The 17,962-nt window shown below is 55.4% G+C and carries 15 protein-coding genes and 6 pseudogenes; 9 read left to right on the forward strand and 12 right to left on the reverse strand.

Going from position 1 to position 17,962, the window contains the following annotated elements; genetic code table 11:
* Positions 1 to 30: 30 nt before the first annotated feature.
* Positions 31 to 234, forward strand: a complete 204-nt coding sequence (locus BO74_RS10080) for a hypothetical protein (RefSeq protein ID WP_496442028.1) — start codon at positions 31 to 33, stop codon at positions 232 to 234.
* Positions 221 to 2,302, forward strand: a complete 2,082-nt coding sequence (locus BO74_RS10085) for a recombinase family protein (RefSeq protein WP_496442029.1) — start codon at positions 221 to 223, stop codon at positions 2,300 to 2,302. Before BO74_RS10080 ends, BO74_RS10085 begins: the two co-directional genes overlap by 14 nt.
* Here the strand turns inward: BO74_RS10085 and BO74_RS10090 are convergent.
* The 4 genes and pseudogenes from BO74_RS10090 to tnpA (BO74_RS10105) form a co-directional block, all read right to left on the reverse strand.
* A pseudogene (locus BO74_RS10090) lies at positions 2,303 to 2,434 on the reverse strand (IS66 family transposase); the annotation flags it as partial.
* 72 nt (positions 2,435 to 2,506) lie between these two features.
* A pseudogene (gene tnpC / locus BO74_RS10095) lies at positions 2,507 to 3,865 on the reverse strand (IS66 family transposase); the annotation flags it as partial.
* A 72-nt stretch (positions 3,866 to 3,937) separates the two neighbouring features.
* A complete protein-coding gene (gene tnpB / locus BO74_RS10100) occupies positions 3,938 to 4,276 on the reverse strand; it encodes an IS66 family insertion sequence element accessory protein TnpB (protein WP_496442030.1) in 339 nt (112 codons plus the stop codon).
* Entirely contained in the window at positions 4,273 to 4,662 is a 390-nt protein-coding gene (gene tnpA / locus BO74_RS10105) for an IS66-like element accessory protein TnpA (protein ID WP_496442032.1), read from the reverse strand. Before tnpA (BO74_RS10105) ends, tnpB (BO74_RS10100) begins: the two co-directional genes overlap by 4 nt.
* A 491-nt stretch (positions 4,663 to 5,153) precedes the next feature.
* Here tnpA (BO74_RS10105) and BO74_RS10110 point away from each other — a divergent pair, with 491 nt between their 5' ends.
* Positions 5,154 to 5,459 carry a substrate-binding domain-containing protein gene (locus BO74_RS10110; protein WP_496442034.1) on the forward strand — a complete coding sequence of 102 codons (306 nt, stop codon included), beginning with the start codon at positions 5,154 to 5,156 and terminating at the stop codon, positions 5,457 to 5,459.
* A gap of 139 nt (positions 5,460 to 5,598) precedes the next feature.
* On the opposite strand, the pseudogene BO74_RS10115 reads toward BO74_RS10110, so the two are convergent.
* Positions 5,599 to 5,817: pseudogene (locus BO74_RS10115) on the reverse strand (IS110 family transposase); the annotation flags it as partial.
* Positions 5,818 to 5,970: 153 nt separating this feature from the next.
* Between BO74_RS10115 and BO74_RS10120 the strand changes: the two are divergent.
* Complete coding sequence (locus BO74_RS10120) at positions 5,971 to 6,249, forward strand: helix-turn-helix domain-containing protein (RefSeq protein WP_496442036.1); 279 nt, start codon at positions 5,971 to 5,973, stop codon at positions 6,247 to 6,249.
* Here BO74_RS10120 and BO74_RS10125 read toward each other — a convergent pair.
* From BO74_RS10125 to BO74_RS10140, 4 genes and pseudogenes are all read right to left on the reverse strand, one after another.
* The gene (locus BO74_RS10125; RefSeq protein WP_496442037.1) at positions 6,184 to 7,131 is read right to left on the reverse strand and encodes an AEC family transporter; all 948 of its coding nucleotides are present in this window, start codon (positions 7,129 to 7,131) and stop codon (positions 6,184 to 6,186) included. The two genes, BO74_RS10120 and BO74_RS10125, sit on opposite strands and share 66 nt — an antisense overlap.
* A gap of 358 nt (positions 7,132 to 7,489) precedes the next feature.
* A pseudogene (locus tag BO74_RS10130) lies at positions 7,490 to 8,576 on the reverse strand (IS3 family transposase); the annotation flags it as partial.
* A 339-nt stretch (positions 8,577 to 8,915) separates the two neighbouring features.
* Positions 8,916 to 10,466, reverse strand: coding sequence for a transketolase family protein (locus BO74_RS10135; protein WP_496442038.1), 1,551 nt, complete (start codon positions 10,464 to 10,466; stop codon positions 8,916 to 8,918).
* Between the two features lie 120 nt (positions 10,467 to 10,586).
* A protein-coding gene (locus BO74_RS10140) for an IS3 family transposase (RefSeq protein ID WP_496442039.1) occupies positions 10,587 to 11,761 on the reverse strand; the annotation gives its coding sequence in 2 pieces (ribosomal slippage) (positions 10,587 to 11,500 and positions 11,500 to 11,761; 1,176 coding nt in all).
* 2 nt (positions 11,762 to 11,763) lie between these two features.
* Here BO74_RS10140 and tnpA (BO74_RS10145) point away from each other — a divergent pair.
* The 3 genes and pseudogenes from tnpA (BO74_RS10145) to tnpC (BO74_RS10155) form a co-directional block, all read left to right on the forward strand.
* Positions 11,764 to 12,081, forward strand: coding sequence for an IS66 family insertion sequence element accessory protein TnpA (tnpA, locus tag BO74_RS10145; RefSeq protein ID WP_496442041.1), 318 nt, complete (start codon positions 11,764 to 11,766; stop codon positions 12,079 to 12,081).
* The gene (gene tnpB / locus BO74_RS10150; RefSeq protein ID WP_496442042.1) at positions 12,081 to 12,452 is read left to right on the forward strand and encodes an IS66 family insertion sequence element accessory protein TnpB; all 372 of its coding nucleotides are present in this window, start codon (positions 12,081 to 12,083) and stop codon (positions 12,450 to 12,452) included. The genes tnpA (BO74_RS10145) and tnpB (BO74_RS10150) overlap by 1 nt, the downstream gene beginning before the upstream one ends.
* Positions 12,449 to 13,852, forward strand: a pseudogene (gene tnpC / locus BO74_RS10155) (IS66 family transposase); the annotation flags it as partial. The gene tnpB (BO74_RS10150) and the pseudogene tnpC (BO74_RS10155), both read left to right, overlap by 4 nt.
* Positions 13,853 to 13,891: 39 nt before the next feature.
* Here the strand turns inward: tnpC (BO74_RS10155) and BO74_RS10160 are convergent.
* The 3 genes from BO74_RS10160 to BO74_RS10170 form a co-directional block, all read right to left on the reverse strand.
* Positions 13,892 to 15,069 (reverse strand): IS3 family transposase gene (locus tag BO74_RS10160; protein WP_496442044.1). Its coding sequence is split into 2 segments (ribosomal slippage): positions 13,892 to 14,820 and positions 14,820 to 15,069, totalling 1,179 coding nucleotides; the frame shifts between segments, so codons are not numbered across the junction.
* A 167-nt stretch (positions 15,070 to 15,236) separates the two neighbouring features.
* On the reverse strand, positions 15,237 to 16,283 hold the full coding sequence (locus BO74_RS10165) for an Ldh family oxidoreductase (RefSeq protein WP_496442045.1): 1,047 nt from the start codon (positions 16,281 to 16,283) through the stop codon (positions 15,237 to 15,239).
* Positions 16,280 to 16,954, reverse strand: coding sequence for an RraA family protein (locus BO74_RS10170; RefSeq protein WP_496442048.1), 675 nt, complete (start codon positions 16,952 to 16,954; stop codon positions 16,280 to 16,282). The genes BO74_RS10165 and BO74_RS10170 overlap by 4 nt, the downstream gene beginning before the upstream one ends.
* Before the next feature lie 408 nt (positions 16,955 to 17,362).
* Here BO74_RS10170 and BO74_RS10175 point away from each other — a divergent pair.
* Positions 17,363 to 17,710: pseudogene (locus tag BO74_RS10175) on the forward strand (IS110 family transposase); the annotation flags it as partial.
* Positions 17,711 to 17,793: 83 nt separating this feature from the next.
* On the forward strand, positions 17,794 to 17,962 hold a 169-nt coding region (locus BO74_RS10180; protein ID WP_496442053.1), incomplete at its 3' end, for a transposase.

Below are 17,962 nucleotides of genomic sequence, written 5' to 3' on the forward strand. Positions count from 1 at the left end.
ACGATTCCAACATCGTCCGGGAGAAACGCAATGAACAAGGTGCTAAAGGGCGTTCCAACACGACTGCAATCGCCGGCGGTGACGCTGCGCCAGATGAGCATGGTGTTCGACAACGCCGAGCTTCAGGGAATGAGCGCAGCACAACGCGCAAGGGCAATTTCGCATCTAGCCAGCCTGCTGATACAAGCCGCCGGCCCCACCACCGGGAAGGAGAGTGACAGTGACGAATATTGATCATCTGCCAGCGCCCCTTCTCAGTCGCAAGGCAGTAGTTTATGTCAGGCAATCGACGCAGGCACAAGTCCAGATGAACCTCGAGAGTCAGCGACGCCAATACGAACTCGTGGGAGAAGCAAAGCGTCGTGGATTTCACGATATCGAGGTCATCGACGATGATTTGGGTCGATCCGCAAGCGGAACGATGGCTCGACCGGGGTTTGAGCGCTTGGTGGCGCTGCTCTGTGCCGGTGAAGTCGGCGCCGTCCTTTGCTTGGATGCATCGCGTCTTGCCCGTAACGGGCGTGATTGGCATCATCTGCTCGAACTGTGCGGCCTGGTTGAAGCACGAGTGATCGACCTTGACGGCGTATACGATCCCTGTCGGCCGAACGACCGGCTGCTACTTGGCATGAAAGGTAGCATCAGTGAGTTCGAGCTCAATGTGCTTCGCTTGCGCATGCTGGATGCCGCGCGTGCCAAGGCGCACCGCGGTGAATTGCGTATCAGCGTGCCGATTGGTTACCTCTGGCATCGTGAGATCGGCTTGGGCTTTGACCCAAACCAGCGATTGCAGGAAGTCATACGACTGATTTTTGCACGCTTTCGCGAAATGGGTAGCGCGCGGCAGGCCTTTCTGTCGTTACGGGCTGAGCAAGTCCACTTCCCACGTCCGACCGATGGCAGGACCCTGACGCACTTCGACTGGACGCTGATACGTTACCGTAACGTGATCTCGGTGCTCCGGAATCCTTTTTATGCTGGCGCCTATGCTTATGGCAAAAGCGGGAAGCAGACGACCATCGTCGATGGCCGGGCACACAAGAGCTATAAGCACCGTAAACCGTTTGAGGAATGGGAGATTCTGCTCAAGGATCACCACGATGGCTACATCGCCTGGGCAGAATTCGAGCGCAATCAGAAGCTGCTCGCCGCCAACACCTATGGTAAAGCAGGCGACGTAAAATCGGGACGCGGTGGACGAGCCTTGCTAGCAGGCCTTCTTGGATGCGCGCGCTGCGGACGCCGCCTATCGGTAGCCTATACTGGACGCACGCCGCGACCGGTTTATCGATGCTATCGCTTTGATGACCTGCCTCCGAAGTGCATGAGCTTCGGAGGCTCTCGCATCGATGCTGCGATCGCGAAAGAACTGATGCGTGTTGTGGAGCCAATGGCGATAGAGGCGGCCTTGCAGGCCGAGCAAATGCATATGGACACCTTGAGCGAGCAACGTCGGATCATCGAACTCGAACTCCAGCAGGCTCAGTATGAGGCAACACTGGCAGAGCGGCGCTACGCCGCCTGCGACCCCGATAACCGACTGATCGCTGCGCAGCTGGAGAAGAATTGGGAAGCCGCCCTGCGTCGTGTGCAAAACTGCCTCGCGCGCCTGGAGACGATGCACACGCCGGCGAAAGCCACCCCGATTCCAGACTTTACAAAGCTTGCGGAAGATCTCGATGCAGCCTGGAATGCTCCCGGCGTCACCATGCGCACGCGCCAGCAACTGGTCAGAGCCCTGATCGTCGATATTATCGCGGACGTGGATGAGACGACGCGTGAAGTCATTCTCACGATTCACTGGCAAGGTGGCCAGCACTCACAATTGCGAATTCGCAAACCCAAGACCGGCGAGCATGGCTGCAACACGCCTGACGAAGCGATCGCAATCATCCGCAGCATGGCAACGCGGTGGCCTGATCAGGACATCGCGGCGTCACTAAACAGGATGGGCATACGGACAGGTCAGGGCAAGACCTGGACTGCACATCGCGTCAGTTCGATACGGCGAGTGCGAGACATTCATGCCTACAAGTCGGCGGAGAAAGAGGGTGAATGGCTGACGATGTCCGAGGCGGCTAAAGTGCTTGATGTCACCAATCATGTGATTCGGCGTCTGATCAGCGATCAAATTCTTCCCGCGGAACAGGTGGTGCCTGATGCTCCGTGGCAAATTCGCGCAAGCGATTTGCGTAGCGACGCCGTTACCGTTGCACTGACACGGAAACATCGTCCGTGTCGTAACGATCTTGAGGGACAACTCCCAATGTTTACCGACGTTTCGGAAGGAGGTGCACAATGAACGCCCTGTCGCAATCGGGCGAATGCGGTTCTCGATCCAGTTGTTGTCGATCGGCACCTGCCCATCGTCAAGATAATGGATGAGCGCGGCCCAGCGCCGCAGGCTGTAGTCGATGGCTTTGGCTGTTGCCGAACCAAAAAAAAAAACGATCTTGAGGGACAACTCCCAATGTTTACCGACGTTTCGGAAGGAGGTGCACAATGAACGCCCTGTCGCGATCGGCCGGATGGCATTTTCCACCGGGTTGTTGTCGATCGGCAAATGGCCGTGACCGACGTAGCGCATCAGCGCCGGCCAACGTTTCAATGTGTAGTCGATGGCCCGCGCCAGGCCCGTGCCGTCCGCCGTATTCACCCGCTGGGCAATCAGCCATGCCTGCAACGCCTGTAGCCTGGGCAGGCTGTCCTGTTGCCGCAGGGCAAGACGGGCCGCAACATCGCCCTCGCGAGCACGTTCCTCGACGGCATAGAGTTCGCCGATTCGGCGCAAGGCTTCCGCCGCCACCGGATGTCCGCCGGCGGCATGAAGATCGAAGAACTTTCGTCGGCAATGCGCCAGACACGCCAATTCGGTCACACCCTGCTCGAAGCTCGCCTTGTACCCGCCGTAATCGTCGACCATCAAGTGACCGCGCCACTTGTCCAGGAAGTCCCGCGCATGCTGGCCGCTCCGACTCGCCCGATAGTCGAACACCACAATGCGCGGCGCCCCTTCCAGGTCGTTACTCCGGTAAGCCCACAGGTACGCCCGTTTGGTCTTGCCTTGACCGGGATCGAGTTGCTGCACTGGCGTTTCGTCGGCGTGCAGCACTTGCCCCTCCTTGAGCAGTTCGGCCAACCGATCGACCAGCGGCTGCAAGCTCACCCCCAGTTGCCCGACCCATTGCGCCAGCGTCGAGCGGGCAATCGGCACGCCCTGGCGCTCGCTGATCTTCTCGATACGATACAAGGGCAGATGATCCAGATATTTCTGGATCAAGACCCAGGCATGCAAGCCCGGCGCCGCCAGGCCGCCGTCGATGTTCGCCGCCGGCACAGGCGCCGCCGTGACGGTTTCGCAGTGGCGGCAGGCATACTGCGGGCGAATGTGGCGATGTACAAAGAAGCGTGCCGGTTCAACATCGAGTTGTTCGCTGATGTCTTCGCCGATCTTGACGAGATCGCGCCCACAGTCGCCGCAGGTGCAGGATTCCGGTTCGTGCCGGTGTTCGATGCGCGGCAATTCGGGCGGCAAGGGATTGCGACCGGCGCGTTTGTGCTGACGCGGCGCAGCGGTCGGTTGCTGTGCGTGTTCCAGTTCGGCAACGATGGCGGCCCCATCCTCATCGCTGGCCTCGATAAACAGATCCCGCTGCTCGCTCGTCAAGGCTTCGCTCTTGCAGCCAAAGCGGATTCGTCGATGATGCGCCAGTTCGAGGGTCAGTTGCTGGATCTTCAAGTCGCGCCGTTTGAGTTCGGCGTCACGTTCCACGAGCTGAGATTGCAAGGCGCTGATCTGCGCCCGAACCGCTTCCGGCAGGGTTGAATCGGGTGTTTCATGAACCGGTTCGGCGATCGAATGCATGGCTCTGATTATACCATTACAATAATGGCAAAACCCTTGCCAATACTGGGTCTTGCAGCATTTTTACGGGGCTTATACTTGCCAGTGAACAGACGGCCTGGCCTGCAATCGGCGCCAGTCGATTCCGCTGATCAACCAGCGCCATTCTTCCGGGCTCAAGGTGCAGGTGGCCGCGTCGCTCTGCGGCCACGTGAAGCGCCCTTGGTGCAAACGCCGGACACACAACCAGACGCCGGTGCCGTCCCAGACCAGCAGTTTGATCCGGTTGCCGCTGCGATTCCGAAAGGCGTAAGCCGTGCCGTCGCACGGCGACCGCCCCAGCGCTTGCTGAATCTTGAGCGACAAGCCATCGATCCCCATTCGCATGTCCACCGGTTCCACGGCCAGCCAGACCTGCTCGGGCCGAATCATCGCAGGATCTCGCGAAGCCACTGCGCGCAAATCGCGGCCTGCGACACCGGCCAGGTCACTTCGACCAGCGCCTGATCGCGATGGATGGCAATCTTGATTTCACCCGCAGGTTCGACCTCGGGAGAGGACACGGTAACCGGTACCAGGGTCGAGGGACGAGGCTCTTCCTCTTGAACACCGATCTCGGTACCAACTTCGACTTCCTGCGCATCGCGATGGTCCTTGACCCAGCGGCGCAACAGGTTGGCATTGAGCCCATTGGCCAGCGCTACGGCCGCAATCGAAATGCCCGGCTGTAAACACGCCGCAATGGCTTGGCGTTTGAACTCCTCCGCGTGCCGACGACGGCCCTGGCGCTTGGGCGCCTTTACCAATTTAGCGTACATGTGTCCACCTGAGTTACGTGGACACGATCCTCGCCGCCTAAACGCCTCTCAGCAATGTGGTCGGGTTGGACGCTTACGTCGCCGGCGCCGTGTCAGCTTCTCTATCTCCATCGATCGTGTCCACCATGTTTTTTAGTGGACACTATCCTCACAAGCTAACGCCTTAATTCATAGATGACTTCGCCGGGGGCTTACAATAATCATACGGCAGTGGCGGTGTCTCGTGATTCTTTGATGGGCGTGCTACCAGACGATCCCCGAGCCTAGAGCGAGGCGGCCCCGCGACGGAAAGATGAACGGCGGTAACCAATCCGCGGATATGAGCTTGATCCATCGTCGGCACACCGGCCCGCTCGTCCCGTTCCCACTCCCACAGTTGTCTGCGTCACTCCATCGTGAGGCGCGAGGCTAACGCTTTCTCTCTTTGCAAACAGAATCATTGGTTCACTTGCACAATTTAGCAAGCGCACTGCCTCAGATTTTGCTAAAGGGTGCTTAATGTCTCGCGAGCATCGACAATTATCGCTCTAAACGATATGCTGGCAATTGGGCTTATTCAGGGTTTGCAAAATTATGGCCTCGTAGTCCCTGATGACGTGTCGATTATCGGGATTGATGGTTTGTTAATTGGTGATTTTGTGTCGGCTAGACTTACTTCTGTCAGGCCGCCGGTGCCCGAAATCGCTAGAGCCATGGTCGCCCAAATTATTCGCCGCCTCAAAGACAAGGAGATCAAACCCGCGGAGCATCGTTTGCTACCTGAACTGGTTACTAGAGAGTCTGTAGCCAGGCATTGAACAGCCGCCACGCCGGAACGGGGAGTGTCGCCCAATCCAGAACGGCCGTCAGATACACGACGGCTCTATCTCTCTGGTCCTTGGCCAGTGCATTTTTCACGCAGGCGGAGCTCCTCCGCCTCAAGAAATAAGAGCTTTATCGCGCCTTCACGAAACTTTGCCGGGCTCGGTGCGACGCCAGGACTGCTTGCTGCTCGCCGTTCTTGATCGGAACAATGCGCATCGTGGATCGAGTCACCGCCTCGCAGATCGCTTCAGCGTCAGCCGCATCGTTCTTGTTCGTTTTGACGTACGGCTTGACGAACTGCGGTGCCATCAGTTTGACGGTGTGTCCCAACGCCTCCAACTTCATCGCCCAGTACCCTATTTTCAAGCAATGGCAAGAGCCCTAAGTCTGGGCTTCTCTGCGCGGGAGTACATGCGTTTCCTTTATTGAGAAGCGTATAAATAACTGTCAACGCCATGAGGGGTAGAAACGTTAATCTGCTTGTGTTTGCACGGGGGTGCATGGATGAAGCACAAGCAGGATTTCAAGGCGCTGGAGAAACATCGGCTACAAAGGGCGAATCTTCTTGCACGCAGGCTGTCGAAATCGGAAGTGGTGCGGCAGTTGGGAGTAACGCGGCAAACGGTGACCGCGTGGGAGCAACGGCTTACGGCAGGCGGCCGGGAAGCGCTCAAACGCGGCGATCTGGGACGGCCCCACCTACTGGATATGGAACAGTCAGACAAATATAGCGTAGTGGGTCATAACCATCATATATATAGGAATTGTTACCAGGCATATTAGCGTGGTTACCGATGTCATTACCGCGGCATACTTATAATCTGCGCCATAGGCTTTAGCAACGATTGCAGTTTGAGTCATAATAGGCATGGAAGCCTGAATTACGAATACTTGCTTCATTAAAAGTGGAACGGGCAAAAAGCTGCAGATAACTGCTACAACCGCAGGTGCAAGAATGAACCTCGCCAGAATAAGCGTAACGAGTGATCTGTCCCACCGGATCGCCTTCCATTCCACAGAGTAGAGCACAATACCAATGAAAATCATCGATAGCGGTGTCGTTGAACTACCCAAAGTCTTACAGACATCAAGCAACACCTTGGGAAGTTTTATTTCTATCAATACACACGCGGACGCAAACAAAAAGGAGGTCAAGGGTAAGGAAAACACCCTTCTTAAATTCTCAACGGTGAAAATCCCGGGAGAAGATTTGTTTCCATCCTTACCAATTCCAAATATTCCGATGGTCCAAAAAATTGTCGTATTCGCGATGTAAAAAAGAAGTACATAGGGCATGCTTTTCTCGCCGAAAAGCATTAGATTTATAGGCACTCCAATGAAGATAGTGTTTGACAACGCAAACATCGCGTAAAAAGTTCCGCGCTTATTCTGAGGAAGAGAAATCAATCGAGCTGCTAAGAACCCAAGAACATAACAGAATCCTATGGTAGCGAAAGGCACGATAAGCCAGTGCCCCATTGACAAGAGTAATTCCCTGCTGAAGTTCCCTGAAATATTGGCAATCATGTAAGCCGGCAGAGTGACGCTCATAACAAGCTTTGATAAGCCAACGGAATTTTTCTCGTCGAATCCGAGCCTCCACGAAATCAGTACTCCTATCCCTATCATCATAAGAATAGAAAATACACTTTGCATGATTTCCATAGCAATGCCTTTAGTCTTTCTTTTTAAATAGAGCTCATTCTAAACAGCATGTCGAACTACCGCTCGAACAGCAGATAAACTGGCAACTCTCGCCGACGCTGGTTCAGATGCTTCGCGATTGACACTTCCTAAAAGGCTGTGACGACGGTCACAATCGTAAGAGAACATCAATTTTGATGTGAAAGCGAAAGGCGGAAAATCACAAGTTTTATAGACGCGTTTTTGAATCCTTTTTTCCAGACCGTCGAATAAAATAAATCTAGCCACTGAACCGCCTCCAGGTTCTTTTGCAAGAGGAGTGGCCCCATCGAGTTGGACAGAATTTCGGTTTTTGAAGAGATATTTCTACCGGGTTTTGAGCCGCCATGGCAAGCGGCGGCTGATTGAAGTAAGCCATGTCGGGTGTTTTGTCGTCAAGCGCGGAATGCGGGCGACGGCGGTTGTAGAAATTGAAATAGCGGATCAAGAACTGCCGAGCGGCGGAAACGGTTTCGTAGCCGTGTAGATGAACCGCTTCGTATTTCACGGATTTCCATGGCCGTTCGACAAAGACCTTGTCACGCCAGCAGCGTCTGCCATCCATGCTAATCTGGATGTAGTGTTGTTCAAGCATGCGGACGAACGCTGAACTCGTGAGCTGGCTGCACTAGTCGGTGTTCTTGATTTCCGGCGAGCCGTATTTCGGAATGGCTGTCTCCAACGCCTCAACACACGGATCAGCCGTTAACGTGTTGGACAGCTGCCAGAACGGCTGTCAGATAGACGAAGCCACGCTGCATCGGAATGTACGTCGTATCGATGGGCCAGACCTGATTCGGGCGATCGATGGTGAGGTGACGCAACAGGTCGGGATGGTTCCCGTGCGCCTGGTTCCGTCGGCTGGTGTTGGCTTTGCGATAGAAGGCTTCAATACCCATCTTCTTCATCCGTGTGCCAATGTGTTTGCAGCCGACCATCATTTTTCCCAGCACGGAGCATGTCGCGCAACATGCACGCCCCGGCAAAGGGTTGGACCAGATGAAATTTGTCAATTCGGGCGTCAGCTGACGATCGCTTTCCGACATCGGCTGCTGCTGGTAATAAACCGTTGAACGTGAGAGGTCAAGTAGCCTGCCGGGTCACCGACAACTCGTGCGCCTTATTGATCATCGTTTTGTGCGCATCGCCCACGCGACCGAGCGCGCCGACTAAAAATTTGAGCTCCAAGGCTTGCTGGCCAATTTTGGCGTGAAGCTCTTTCAGATCGGGCATCGCTGACTGCTTCTTGCCGGCAGTGGCAAACACGCCGGCCGCGTTCTCCACCACTTGCGTTTTCCACTGTGTAATCTGATTCGGATAAACAACAAACTTCTCCGCTAACGCAGCAAGAGTCTCATCATCTTTCGGGGGGCGATGGCCACCTTAGCCTTGAAGGCAACGGTGTGGTTACGTTTCGGTCTTCTCATTGCTCTCTGATCCTGTTAGTCTGCGACTTCCGTCGCCCATTGAAGTAGAAATATCACTCAGCCGACTGCCCGAATTTCCCGGGCTATCAAGCCCTCACACGTTGCCGAACTTATTACTGAGATCGCACGGCGCGGACAACCCGCAAGGCGGTAGTCTTGCGATAAAACGATAGGTCTTCGCACCGATCCATATGCGGCTACACTACTTCCGACAACCGTGCGTCGATTCGAGCGTTTTGCCTCCATCAAGAAAATCTTACTCTCCATCGCCTGTTCGAGCATTTGCTGTCGACAACTCCAGCAGCTACATCTATCACTTTTTCAAGCGTTCTAAGCATGTCAAGCGAAAGACAACCTTTTGCGACGCTGCTCACGATCGTTGACAAACTTCATGATGCCCTTAAGTAGCCATTCACATGAAAGATGCGCCTCTTCGACAATTTCATCGAGACGCCCACCAGTTCGCCACTGATCATCGAAGTCGCTTGTGATGGCGTACTCCGCGGAAATGGAAGAACGAATCCAGTCGTACATGCTTCTACGCGACATGTTCGAAACAATCGTTGAGTCCAACCAGTCGCTTTCGGGCAGTACCCGGTCTCGATAGCTCTTCTCCTGATGCTTAAACAACTCGGGGCTGACGGCGGCGACGATTTTGATGTTCAGATTCCGCGCTTTCAGTTCGGGCAGCAACTTGATGATGTTTGAAGTGGTAATCGTGCCCTGAACGATTATGGTTCCCATTTTTGGCAAATTAACGTCGTAGTCTCGGATCAAGTAGGCTCCTTTCTCTGCCATCATGTGGCTTTCGATACCGAGAGCTTCGCGATCAGGGAGTGTGATCGAGGGACGGGTCAGATGCAGTGCAATAACCGGCTGCGGCATTCTCATTGCAGCAGCCAGCATGATCGAAACCTCGTTGAAATCAGTCGGATAAAGGTTGATAACTTTCCCGTCTGGGAACAACTGGGTGACAACCGTTTCGAACACTCCGTAATGCGTCCGCGCGTCTTCGGCGGTTTCTATCCCGGAATGCCCAGCAACCCAGAGCACCTTGCCGTATTTGATTTCGCAACTCTGTGCCATCTGGCTGAGAATTCGCATTTCGCCATACTTGAGATAACTGAATGCGGCGTAGGTCGAGCAAACACCATAAAAACCGTTGAAATCTTCAAACGGCTTCGAGGACAAGTTGGTCGTTGCGAGCGCTGCCATCATTGCCGAATTGGCAAATTCCGTAATTTCCTGCGGAATGATTGAGCCTTCGATATTGGTGTCACGTTCATACCAACCGAAATTCTTCATCGATCCGAAGTCTTTGCCGAAATCAGCGATATTGGTTGATTCCGCGAGGTCGGCTGCGCACGCGAGGAACAACGGTCGTCCGTATTTCGCCTTGCAGACCGAGTTGATGTAGCTCCCCCATTTCCCAAAAGCGGCGCGATTGGACTGTAATGTGCCCGCCGGGACAAACATTTCTTCAGGATAGGTCGAAGCGTCGAACAGACTCTTGTCGTCAAGAGGGTTTGGATAAATGTCGAATAGCGAATTGGTGGGTTTTTCCGGGATTCCCCCGGCAACGGAAAGAAGCGTGTCGGTAATGTAATCGACAAGTTTCTGATCACCACGCAACACGTCGGTGATGGCTTTGAGATGCTGCATGACCTGCGCTTCTTGTCCGGCGGCGTCGGCTGGGGCTGGTTGACCGAAATTGTCGAATTTGACGTTGTACTTCTTAGCAAACTCAATTTTTGTTTTCCAGAACAGATCGCTGTTCATTTTGTGAGGCGTACCATGCGACTTGTTATTGCAAACGCCATATCCACGCCCCTTGAGCGTCTTGAAGTAGAGCATACTCGGCGCGGATGAGGTTTTTTGGCAGGCGAACATCTCGAGGTATCCCTTGGCAAGATCTCCCCAATTCGCTCCATCTTCAGCCCTGAAAACGTTCCAGCCATAAGGTTTGAACCAATCCTCTGACGTAGGTCGTCAACGGAAGAGTCCACCAGGTTAAGCGGCTATCTTTCCTGCATAGTATTTTTGGTTGAAAGCAGCAGGAGAAAGATAGCCGAGACGGGCCTGCTTGCGAATGCGGTTATAGAAGATCTCGATGTATTCGGTGATTTCGCGCTGAGCTTGTTCACGGGTGGAGAAACGCCGGTGATGCACCAATTCAGTTTTCAGAGCACCCCAGAAACTTTCCATCGGCGCGTTATCCCAGCAGTTCCCTTTGCGACTCATGGATGCCTGCATGCCGAATTGCCGAAGCAGCTTCTGATAAGCATGAGCGCAGTACTGGCTGCCGCGATCCGAGTGGTGAAGCAAGCCTTTTCCGGGACGCTTGGCGGCGACGGCCCGAAACAACGCTTGCATGACCAGTGGCGTGGTCATGCGCTTCGACATGGCGTAGCCGACCAACTCGCCACTGAACAGGTCCTTGACGCCCGCCAGATAGAGCCAGCCTTCATCCGTCGGGATGTAAGTGATATCCGTCACCCAAGTCTGATTTGGCGCCTCGACGGCAAATTGCCGATTCAGCCGGTTGGGCGCCAGCGGCAAGGCGTGCTGCGAATCGGTCGTCGCCTTGAACTTCCGTTTCTGTTTGCAACGCAGTCCCAGTTTCCGACGAATCCGCTTGATGCGATCTACGCTGGCTGCAACACCATGATCGGCCAGATCGGATTGCAAACGCTTGGGGCCGTAGGTTTCCCGTGTCCGTTGATGTGCCGCCCGGATTTCGGTTTCCATACGGATAGCCTCTTGCTGACGCGCCGACGGTGGGCGCCTACGCCAAGCGTGATAGCCGCTTTCCGAAACTTCCAGAATCCGACACATCGCCGCCACCGCGTGGTGCTGTCGCAACTTTTCGATCCGGGCGTATCTCACCGCGACTCCTTCGCGAAATACGCCGCACATTTTTTTAGCAGGTCACGCTCCAATTTAACTTCTGCCAACTCTTTGCGTAACCGTGCCAATTCCATTTCCGTCTCCGTCGGCGGCCGCTGCCCTTGCCCGACCTTCGGCAACTTGCCTGATCTGGCCGCTCTGACCCAGTTGCCCAGACTGCTCTTCGGCACCGAAAGCCGCTTCGCGGCCTGATCGACCGACAAGCCTTCCTGCTCTACCAACTTGACGGCCTCCGATCGAAATTCCGGCGTGTATACCCCGTGCGGGATCCGTTCCATTTATGTCCTCCGTTCTCCAAATTCTACAAAACGGTGGACTCTTTTATTTCCAGCCTACGCCATTTGAACGGCGGGCGGCCAGCGGACTGTCCATCGCGACCTTCTGCCAACGGGAAGGCATCGCCAAATCGAGTTACGAGCGCTGGCGGACGCAGCTTGGCCACGCCGCGCGCGATGCCGGCACGGCGCTTTCGCCCACGGGAGTCGGCTTTGTAGACGCCGGCGTCCTGGCGCATCGTGCCACGGCTGAGACGTTCGAGCGCATCAACCTCCGACTCGAACTGGGCCACGGGATCGTGCTGCATGTGGTGCGCGGCTGATGTTCTTTCCGGAAGGCCGGGTGCGCGTCCATGTCTACGGACAGCCGGTCGACATGCGCAAATCGTTCGACGGACTCTACGCCCTGACGCGCCAGCGGCTCGGTGCCGATCCCCTTTCGGGCGACCTCTACGTGTTCATCAACCGGCGGGCCACGCAGATCAAGGTACTCTACTGGGATCGCACCGGCTTTTGCCTCTGGGCCAAGCGCCTCGAACAGGGACGCTTCCTCTCCGACTGGACGCAGGTCGTCACCCGGCAGATGGACTGGACGGGATTGAAACTCCTGCTCGAAGGCATCGAAGCGAAAGTCGTCAGAAAGCGCTACCGGCGGCCCGGCGGAGAGAATGCCTCCGGTATAATGGCGGCATGAATTCGACGACCCCGGCCCGTATTCTCAGCCTCGATGAGGCAGCCACGTATCGGCCACAACAGGTTGTCGAATTGAGCCGCGAACTGGCCGCCGCAAAACACCAGCTTGAGTGGTTCAAGCGTCAGGTCTTCGGCCAGAAGAGCGAACGCCGGATCATCGATCCCGCCAGCGGCCAGATGAGTCTGGGCGAGATGCTGACGCAGGAACAGCCTGCCTCTTCGCCGGCACCAGTCAAGCGTCCGGTCGCGGCCCACACCCGGCGCCCGACCACAAAGACACCCGAGTCCGGTGATGACAGCCTGCCGTTCTTCGATGCCGCACGGGTTCCGGTCGAGGTCATCGAACTGACAGCACCGGAAACCGAGGGACTCGCCCCGGACGACTTCGAGATCATCAGCTACAAGAACAGCTACCGCCTCGCCCAACGTCCGGGCAGCACTGTCGTGCTCAACTACCGGCGGCCGGTGATCAAGCTCAAGGAGAATCAAGCCATCCTCTGCCCGGCGGCACCGGCCGGCGTCATCGAAGGCAGCCGTGCCGACGTCAGCTTCCTGGCCGGCCTCTTGATTGACAAGTTTGCCTGGCATCTCCCGTTCTACCGCCAGCACCAGCGTCTGGCCGACGCCGGCATCACCGTCAGCCGCCCCTGGCTGACCCAGCTCGGCCAACAGGCAATCGCCCTGCTCGAGCCGATCTACGACGCCCAGTTCGCCTCGATCCGCGATTCGCGCGTCAAAGCCATGGATGAAACGCCGATCAAGGCCGGCCGCGCTGGCCCGGGCAAGCTCAAGGGCGGCTACTTCTGGCCGGTCTATGGCGAATTGGACGAAGTCTGCTTCCCGTTCTTCGACAGCCGGCGGATCGAACACGTCGAACAGGCGCTGGGACTCACGCCGGTCGAACGCGGCGTGCTCCTCTCCGACGGCTACGCTGCTTACGCGCACTACACGCAGAAGACCGGGCTCACCCACGCCCAGTGCTGGGCGCACACCCGGCGCAAGCTGTTCGAGGCGAAAGACATCGAACCGGAGATCGCCGCGCAAGGGCTGGAGCTGATCGGCGGCCTCTACGCGGTGGAAGAGCGCATCCGCGAACAGAAACTCAGCGCCACGAAGAAACTCGACTACCGATTGACGCACGCCAAGCCGCTCGTCGAACGGTTCTTCGCCTGGGTCAATCGGCAATTCGAAGCGCAGGGCCTGTTGCCCAGCAATCCGATGACGAAAGCACTCGCCTACGCGCGCGAACGACGTTTCGGGCTGGAAGTCTATCTGACCGATCCCGACGTCCCCATCGACACCAACCACCTGGAACGGGCGCTACGCGCGATTCCTCTCGGGAAAAAGAACTGGATGTTCTGCTGGACCGAACTCGGCGCCAAACACGTCGGCATCATGCAGTGAGCTTCCCTCGGTTTTTCGTCTGCCAAGGGGCGGTTTTCATGCTACCAGCTTTTCCTGATGTTGCCTGTTGAGCCAAGCCGTCAAGAACTGCATGGGCGACTTGTAGCCGAGGGTCGAATGCTGCCGTTTTCTGTTGTAAAAGACCTCGATGTATTCGAAGGCAGTCGCCTTGATCTCGGCATGAGTCGCGTAGCGAATGCCATGCACGCGCTCGTTCTTGAAGCTGTTGAACCAACTTTCCGTCGGCGCGTTGTCCCAGCAGTTCCCTTTGCGACTCATCGAGCAGGTCATGCCATACGCCTTGAGCTTGTCCTGAAAGACATGACTGGCGTACTGGCTCCCCCGGTCGGAATGGTGCAGCAGGCCCGCTGCCGGACGTTTCTTGAACCAAGCCATCGTCAGCGCATCGGTCACGATATCCGCCGTCATGCGCGGTTTCAGCGCCCAGCCGACGACCTCTCGGTTGAACAGGTCGAGCACGATCGCCAGGTAAAGCCAGCCTTCATCCGTCCACAGGTAGGTGATGTCCGATGTCCAAACCTGATTCGGCGCCGTTGGTGTGAAGTTTCTGGCGAGCAGGTTCTCCGCTACCGGCAGACCGTGCTTCGAGTCCGTCGTGAGCTTGTAGCGACGCTTGTGACGGGCATGGATGCCGTTGTCACGCATCAGCCGTTCAACCCGCTCCTTGCTCGCCGAGAAGCCTCTGGCGCGCAGCTCGCGCACCATGCGCGGACTGCCGTAGGCCCCCTTGAGTTCTGCATGGATGGCACTGATCAGCGCCAGCATCTGGCTGTCAGTGAGTCGCTTGCGATTCGGCGTTCCGCCACGCTTCCAGGCGCGGTAGCCACTGACGCTGACGTCAAGGACATCGCACATTTCGACCAGGGAGAACACCTTGCCCTGTGCCGCGATCCAGGCGTACTTCACAGAACATCCCTTGCAAAGTACGCCGTCGCTTTTTTTAGGATTTCGTTCTCCCGCTTGAGCCGGAGATTTTCGGCACGCAGTCGGGAGAGTTCCATCTCTTCCGGTGTCACGACCCTGCCGCCAGAACCATTGAGCTTGCCTTCCGCTGCCGCCTTGACCCAGTTGCGAACAGTCTGGTCGCTCAGCCCGAGTTCCTTACAAACCATGCTGACACTCTGCCCGTCCTTGATCCGCTTGACCGCCAGTTCCTTGAATTCGGCCGTGTATGCCTGCTTCGGTATCTTCATTTCCTGCCTTCCAAAAGTGACTCGATTTTATGTCACCCTTGGCAGACGAAATTCCGGGGGAAGCTCAACGTTCTTTCCATTGACAGTTCCCTAAGATGAGAAAGGTACTACAGTTAGGCTCTCATATTCTCGTGAATCTAACGACTAATACGCTCATCGCTATCGTGTCAATCAAGACGCAGATTAAGCCGCGCGGCGATTTCCAACAACTCTGAATGCGTTTTAGTTCCGAGCGGTATCCCCTCGGCCAGGCGCTTTGCTTTTCTACGAATTTCCATCTCTCCGGGCAGGAAAATCTCGTCGACACCCTTTGCGCGAGGGCTACCCTTAATATCCCTGATCATTGAGTCCATTTTTTGTTTGAACTCATCAAGAGGTATGAATTTATTGACGTCAATTGCGTTGAAACAATGCCCTACATTCTGAGGGTTAGTGAAGTCGTTCCACATATTGCAGAGATAGGGGCCGAACGCAGCGCCGGACAAAACTCCAGATAAAACATCGAGCATCAGAGATATGGAGTATCCCTTGGGTCCGCCAAATGGAAGAACCGTTCCCTCCAACGCTTCCTTAGGGTCATCCGTGGGCTCTCCCTTCTTGTTTATTGCCCAGCCAAAAGGAATTCCCTTACCTTCCTTTGCTGCTAAAATTATTTTTCCTTGAGCGACAACGCTGGTTGCCATATCCATGACAATGGGAATCTCTGTTCCAGAAGGAAATGCGATGGAAAACGGGTTTGTACCCATATACGGTTCAATCCCGCCCCAGGGCGCCATTGTCGACGGAGCGTTAGAGGCCGCATAGCCAATCATTCCTTTCGCTATGGCACGTTGAGTAAAGTATGCTGCGACACCAAAGTGATTTGAATTCTTGACGGTAACAAATACGGCACCACTCGTTTCTGCTTTTTTGATTGCCATATCCATGGCGCGAGCGCCGGTTACGATTCCCATGCTATTGCAGCCATCAAGCACAAGAGCCCCGGGTAGGTCAGCCACTACTTCAAGCTTCGAGACGGCGTTAACAACACCAAGTTCAATCCGCTTTAGGTAGATCGGTACCCGACTTACGCCATGAGACTCAACCCCCATCAGGTCTGCTTCCGTGAGACTCTCTGCAATAAGCAACGCCTCATCTGGAGGAACACCCACTTTGGCAAACGCAGCCGCAACAAAACCTTGTAACCTTTGTCTCTCAACGATTATTGCACTCATTTTATCTCGCACCCTTTTTCAACAAGAGTTTTCTGCACCCAAGCCCTGTTGAGTGAATTAGAAGCGATTTCTTTAAACGTCTTTGCTTCCATCTCGTTGTGTTCTTTTGCTTTAGACAACACCCATTCCGCATCCTCGGGACGAATAACAACAATGCCGTCTGCGTCTGCGGCGATGATGTCTCCAGGAAGGATCGCTTGGCCTCCACACACTACAGGGACATTGACTTCACCTGGCCCGCTCTTGTATGGCCCTTTGGGAGTTACGCCACGTGCATAGACGGGGAAGTCGAGATGGGCCAGCCCTTCAATATCGCGTATGCAGCCATCAAGAAGAAAGCCAGCAACGCCACGTGTAATTGCGTAACGCATCATAATTTCTCCGCAAAGCGCGTGATTCATATCGCCTTGCCCGTCAACAACGATAACGTCACCAGGTTCGGCCAGATCTAATGCCTTGTGAAACATAAGGTTGTCGCCGACCGGACTCCTTACCGTAATCGCGGTTCCAAGCATTCGAAGTTTTCCATAGGGACGGATGCTGGCGGAAATGCAAGAAAGGCGTCCCATGTTATCGCCAATGTTCGCAACCGGAATATCCGCGAACGCGTCTACGAGTACTCGAGGGGGCCGAGTTACGGTCGTAATAACACGAAATCCTGGGCTAGGCATTGTTTCTCTCCTTTTGATGGATGTGTACCATTGTTATAAATTTGAACCTAAATTTAACGCCAATGTGATATGCGGAGAGCAAAAATCGGTTTGGTTTTAGAAACCACTGATCGCGCTTCAAAACACAAAGTGACGTCTTGTGGAATGCAGTTTCCTCCCTCAGAAGCTGTACGTCCAATACATAATGCATCGTTGATTGATGCTTTTTTAGTATTGCTCGGAAGTCATAAATCGCCCTAAGCACTGGAGCGGATTCTGTAAGAGCAGGGTGGGTATAGTGAGGTGGTCCCCGCGCAGTTGGACAGACTTCCGGTTTTCTTAAGTATTGGGATGGTCGCCCCTCCCTGAAACGGCATCAAAGTGCCAAAGTGGCGATAGCGATATCCCACGACGCGAGAGGAGACCGAAATGAACATCACGACAATTGGCATTGAGTGGGCAAAGAACGTATTCCAGGTTCATGGTGTTGACGCACGGGGCAAGGTGGTCGTGAAGAAGGCGCTCAAACGGGCACAGGTGTTACCGTTCTTCGTAAATCTGACGCCGTGTCTGATTGGGATGGAAGCGTGCGGCAGTGCCCACTACTGGGCGATGAAGTTGGAGGCGTTGGGACACACCGTCAAACTGATGGCACCGCAGTTCGTCAAGCCGTACGTCAAGACGAACAAGAACGATGCGGCTGACGCTGAAGCGATCTGCGAGGCGGTGACTCGACCCACGATGCGCTTTGTTCCGATCAAGAACGGCGAGCAGCAGTAAGCCCCCGGCGAAGTCATCTATGAATTAAGGCGTTAGCTTGTGAGGATAGTGTCCACTAAAAAACATGGTGGACACGATCGATGGAGATAGAGAAGCTGACACGGCGCCGGCGACATCACCCGGAAGAGTTCAAGCAGGCGGTCATTGCGGCCTGTTGCGAACCGGGTGCTTCGGTTGCTGGAATCGCGATGGTCAACGGCGTCAATGCCAATCAGGTCCGTCGCTGGATGCGTGAGCGCGGTATTGCAG

Source organism: Propionivibrio pelophilus DSM 12018, assembly GCF_059569095.1.

Coding starts and splice junctions, on each gene's coding strand:
- BO74_RS10125 (WP_496442037.1), bottom strand. CDS start 7,131: ATGGAAATCATGCAAAGTGTATTTTCTATTCTTATGATGATAGGGATA.
- tnpA (WP_496442041.1), top strand. CDS start 11,764: ATGTCCTCCGTTCTCCAAATTCTACAAAACGGTGGACTCTTTTATTTC.
- BO74_RS10080 (WP_496442028.1), top strand. CDS start 31: ATGAACAAGGTGCTAAAGGGCGTTCCAACACGACTGCAATCGCCGGCG.
- BO74_RS10165 (WP_496442045.1), bottom strand. CDS start 16,283: ATGAGTGCAATAATCGTTGAGAGACAAAGGTTACAAGGTTTTGTTGCG.
- BO74_RS10135 (WP_496442038.1), bottom strand. CDS start 10,466: ATGTTCGCCTGCCAAAAAACCTCATCCGCGCCGAGTATGCTCTACTTC.
- BO74_RS10170 (WP_496442048.1), bottom strand. CDS start 16,954: ATGCCTAGCCCAGGATTTCGTGTTATTACGACCGTAACTCGGCCCCCT.
- tnpA (WP_496442032.1), bottom strand. CDS start 4,662: ATGTACGCTAAATTGGTAAAGGCGCCCAAGCGCCAGGGCCGTCGTCGG.
- BO74_RS10120 (WP_496442036.1), top strand. CDS start 5,971: ATGAAGCACAAGCAGGATTTCAAGGCGCTGGAGAAACATCGGCTACAA.
- tnpB (WP_496442030.1), bottom strand. CDS start 4,276: ATGATTCGGCCCGAGCAGGTCTGGCTGGCCGTGGAACCGGTGGACATG.
- tnpB (WP_496442042.1), top strand. CDS start 12,081: ATGTTCTTTCCGGAAGGCCGGGTGCGCGTCCATGTCTACGGACAGCCG.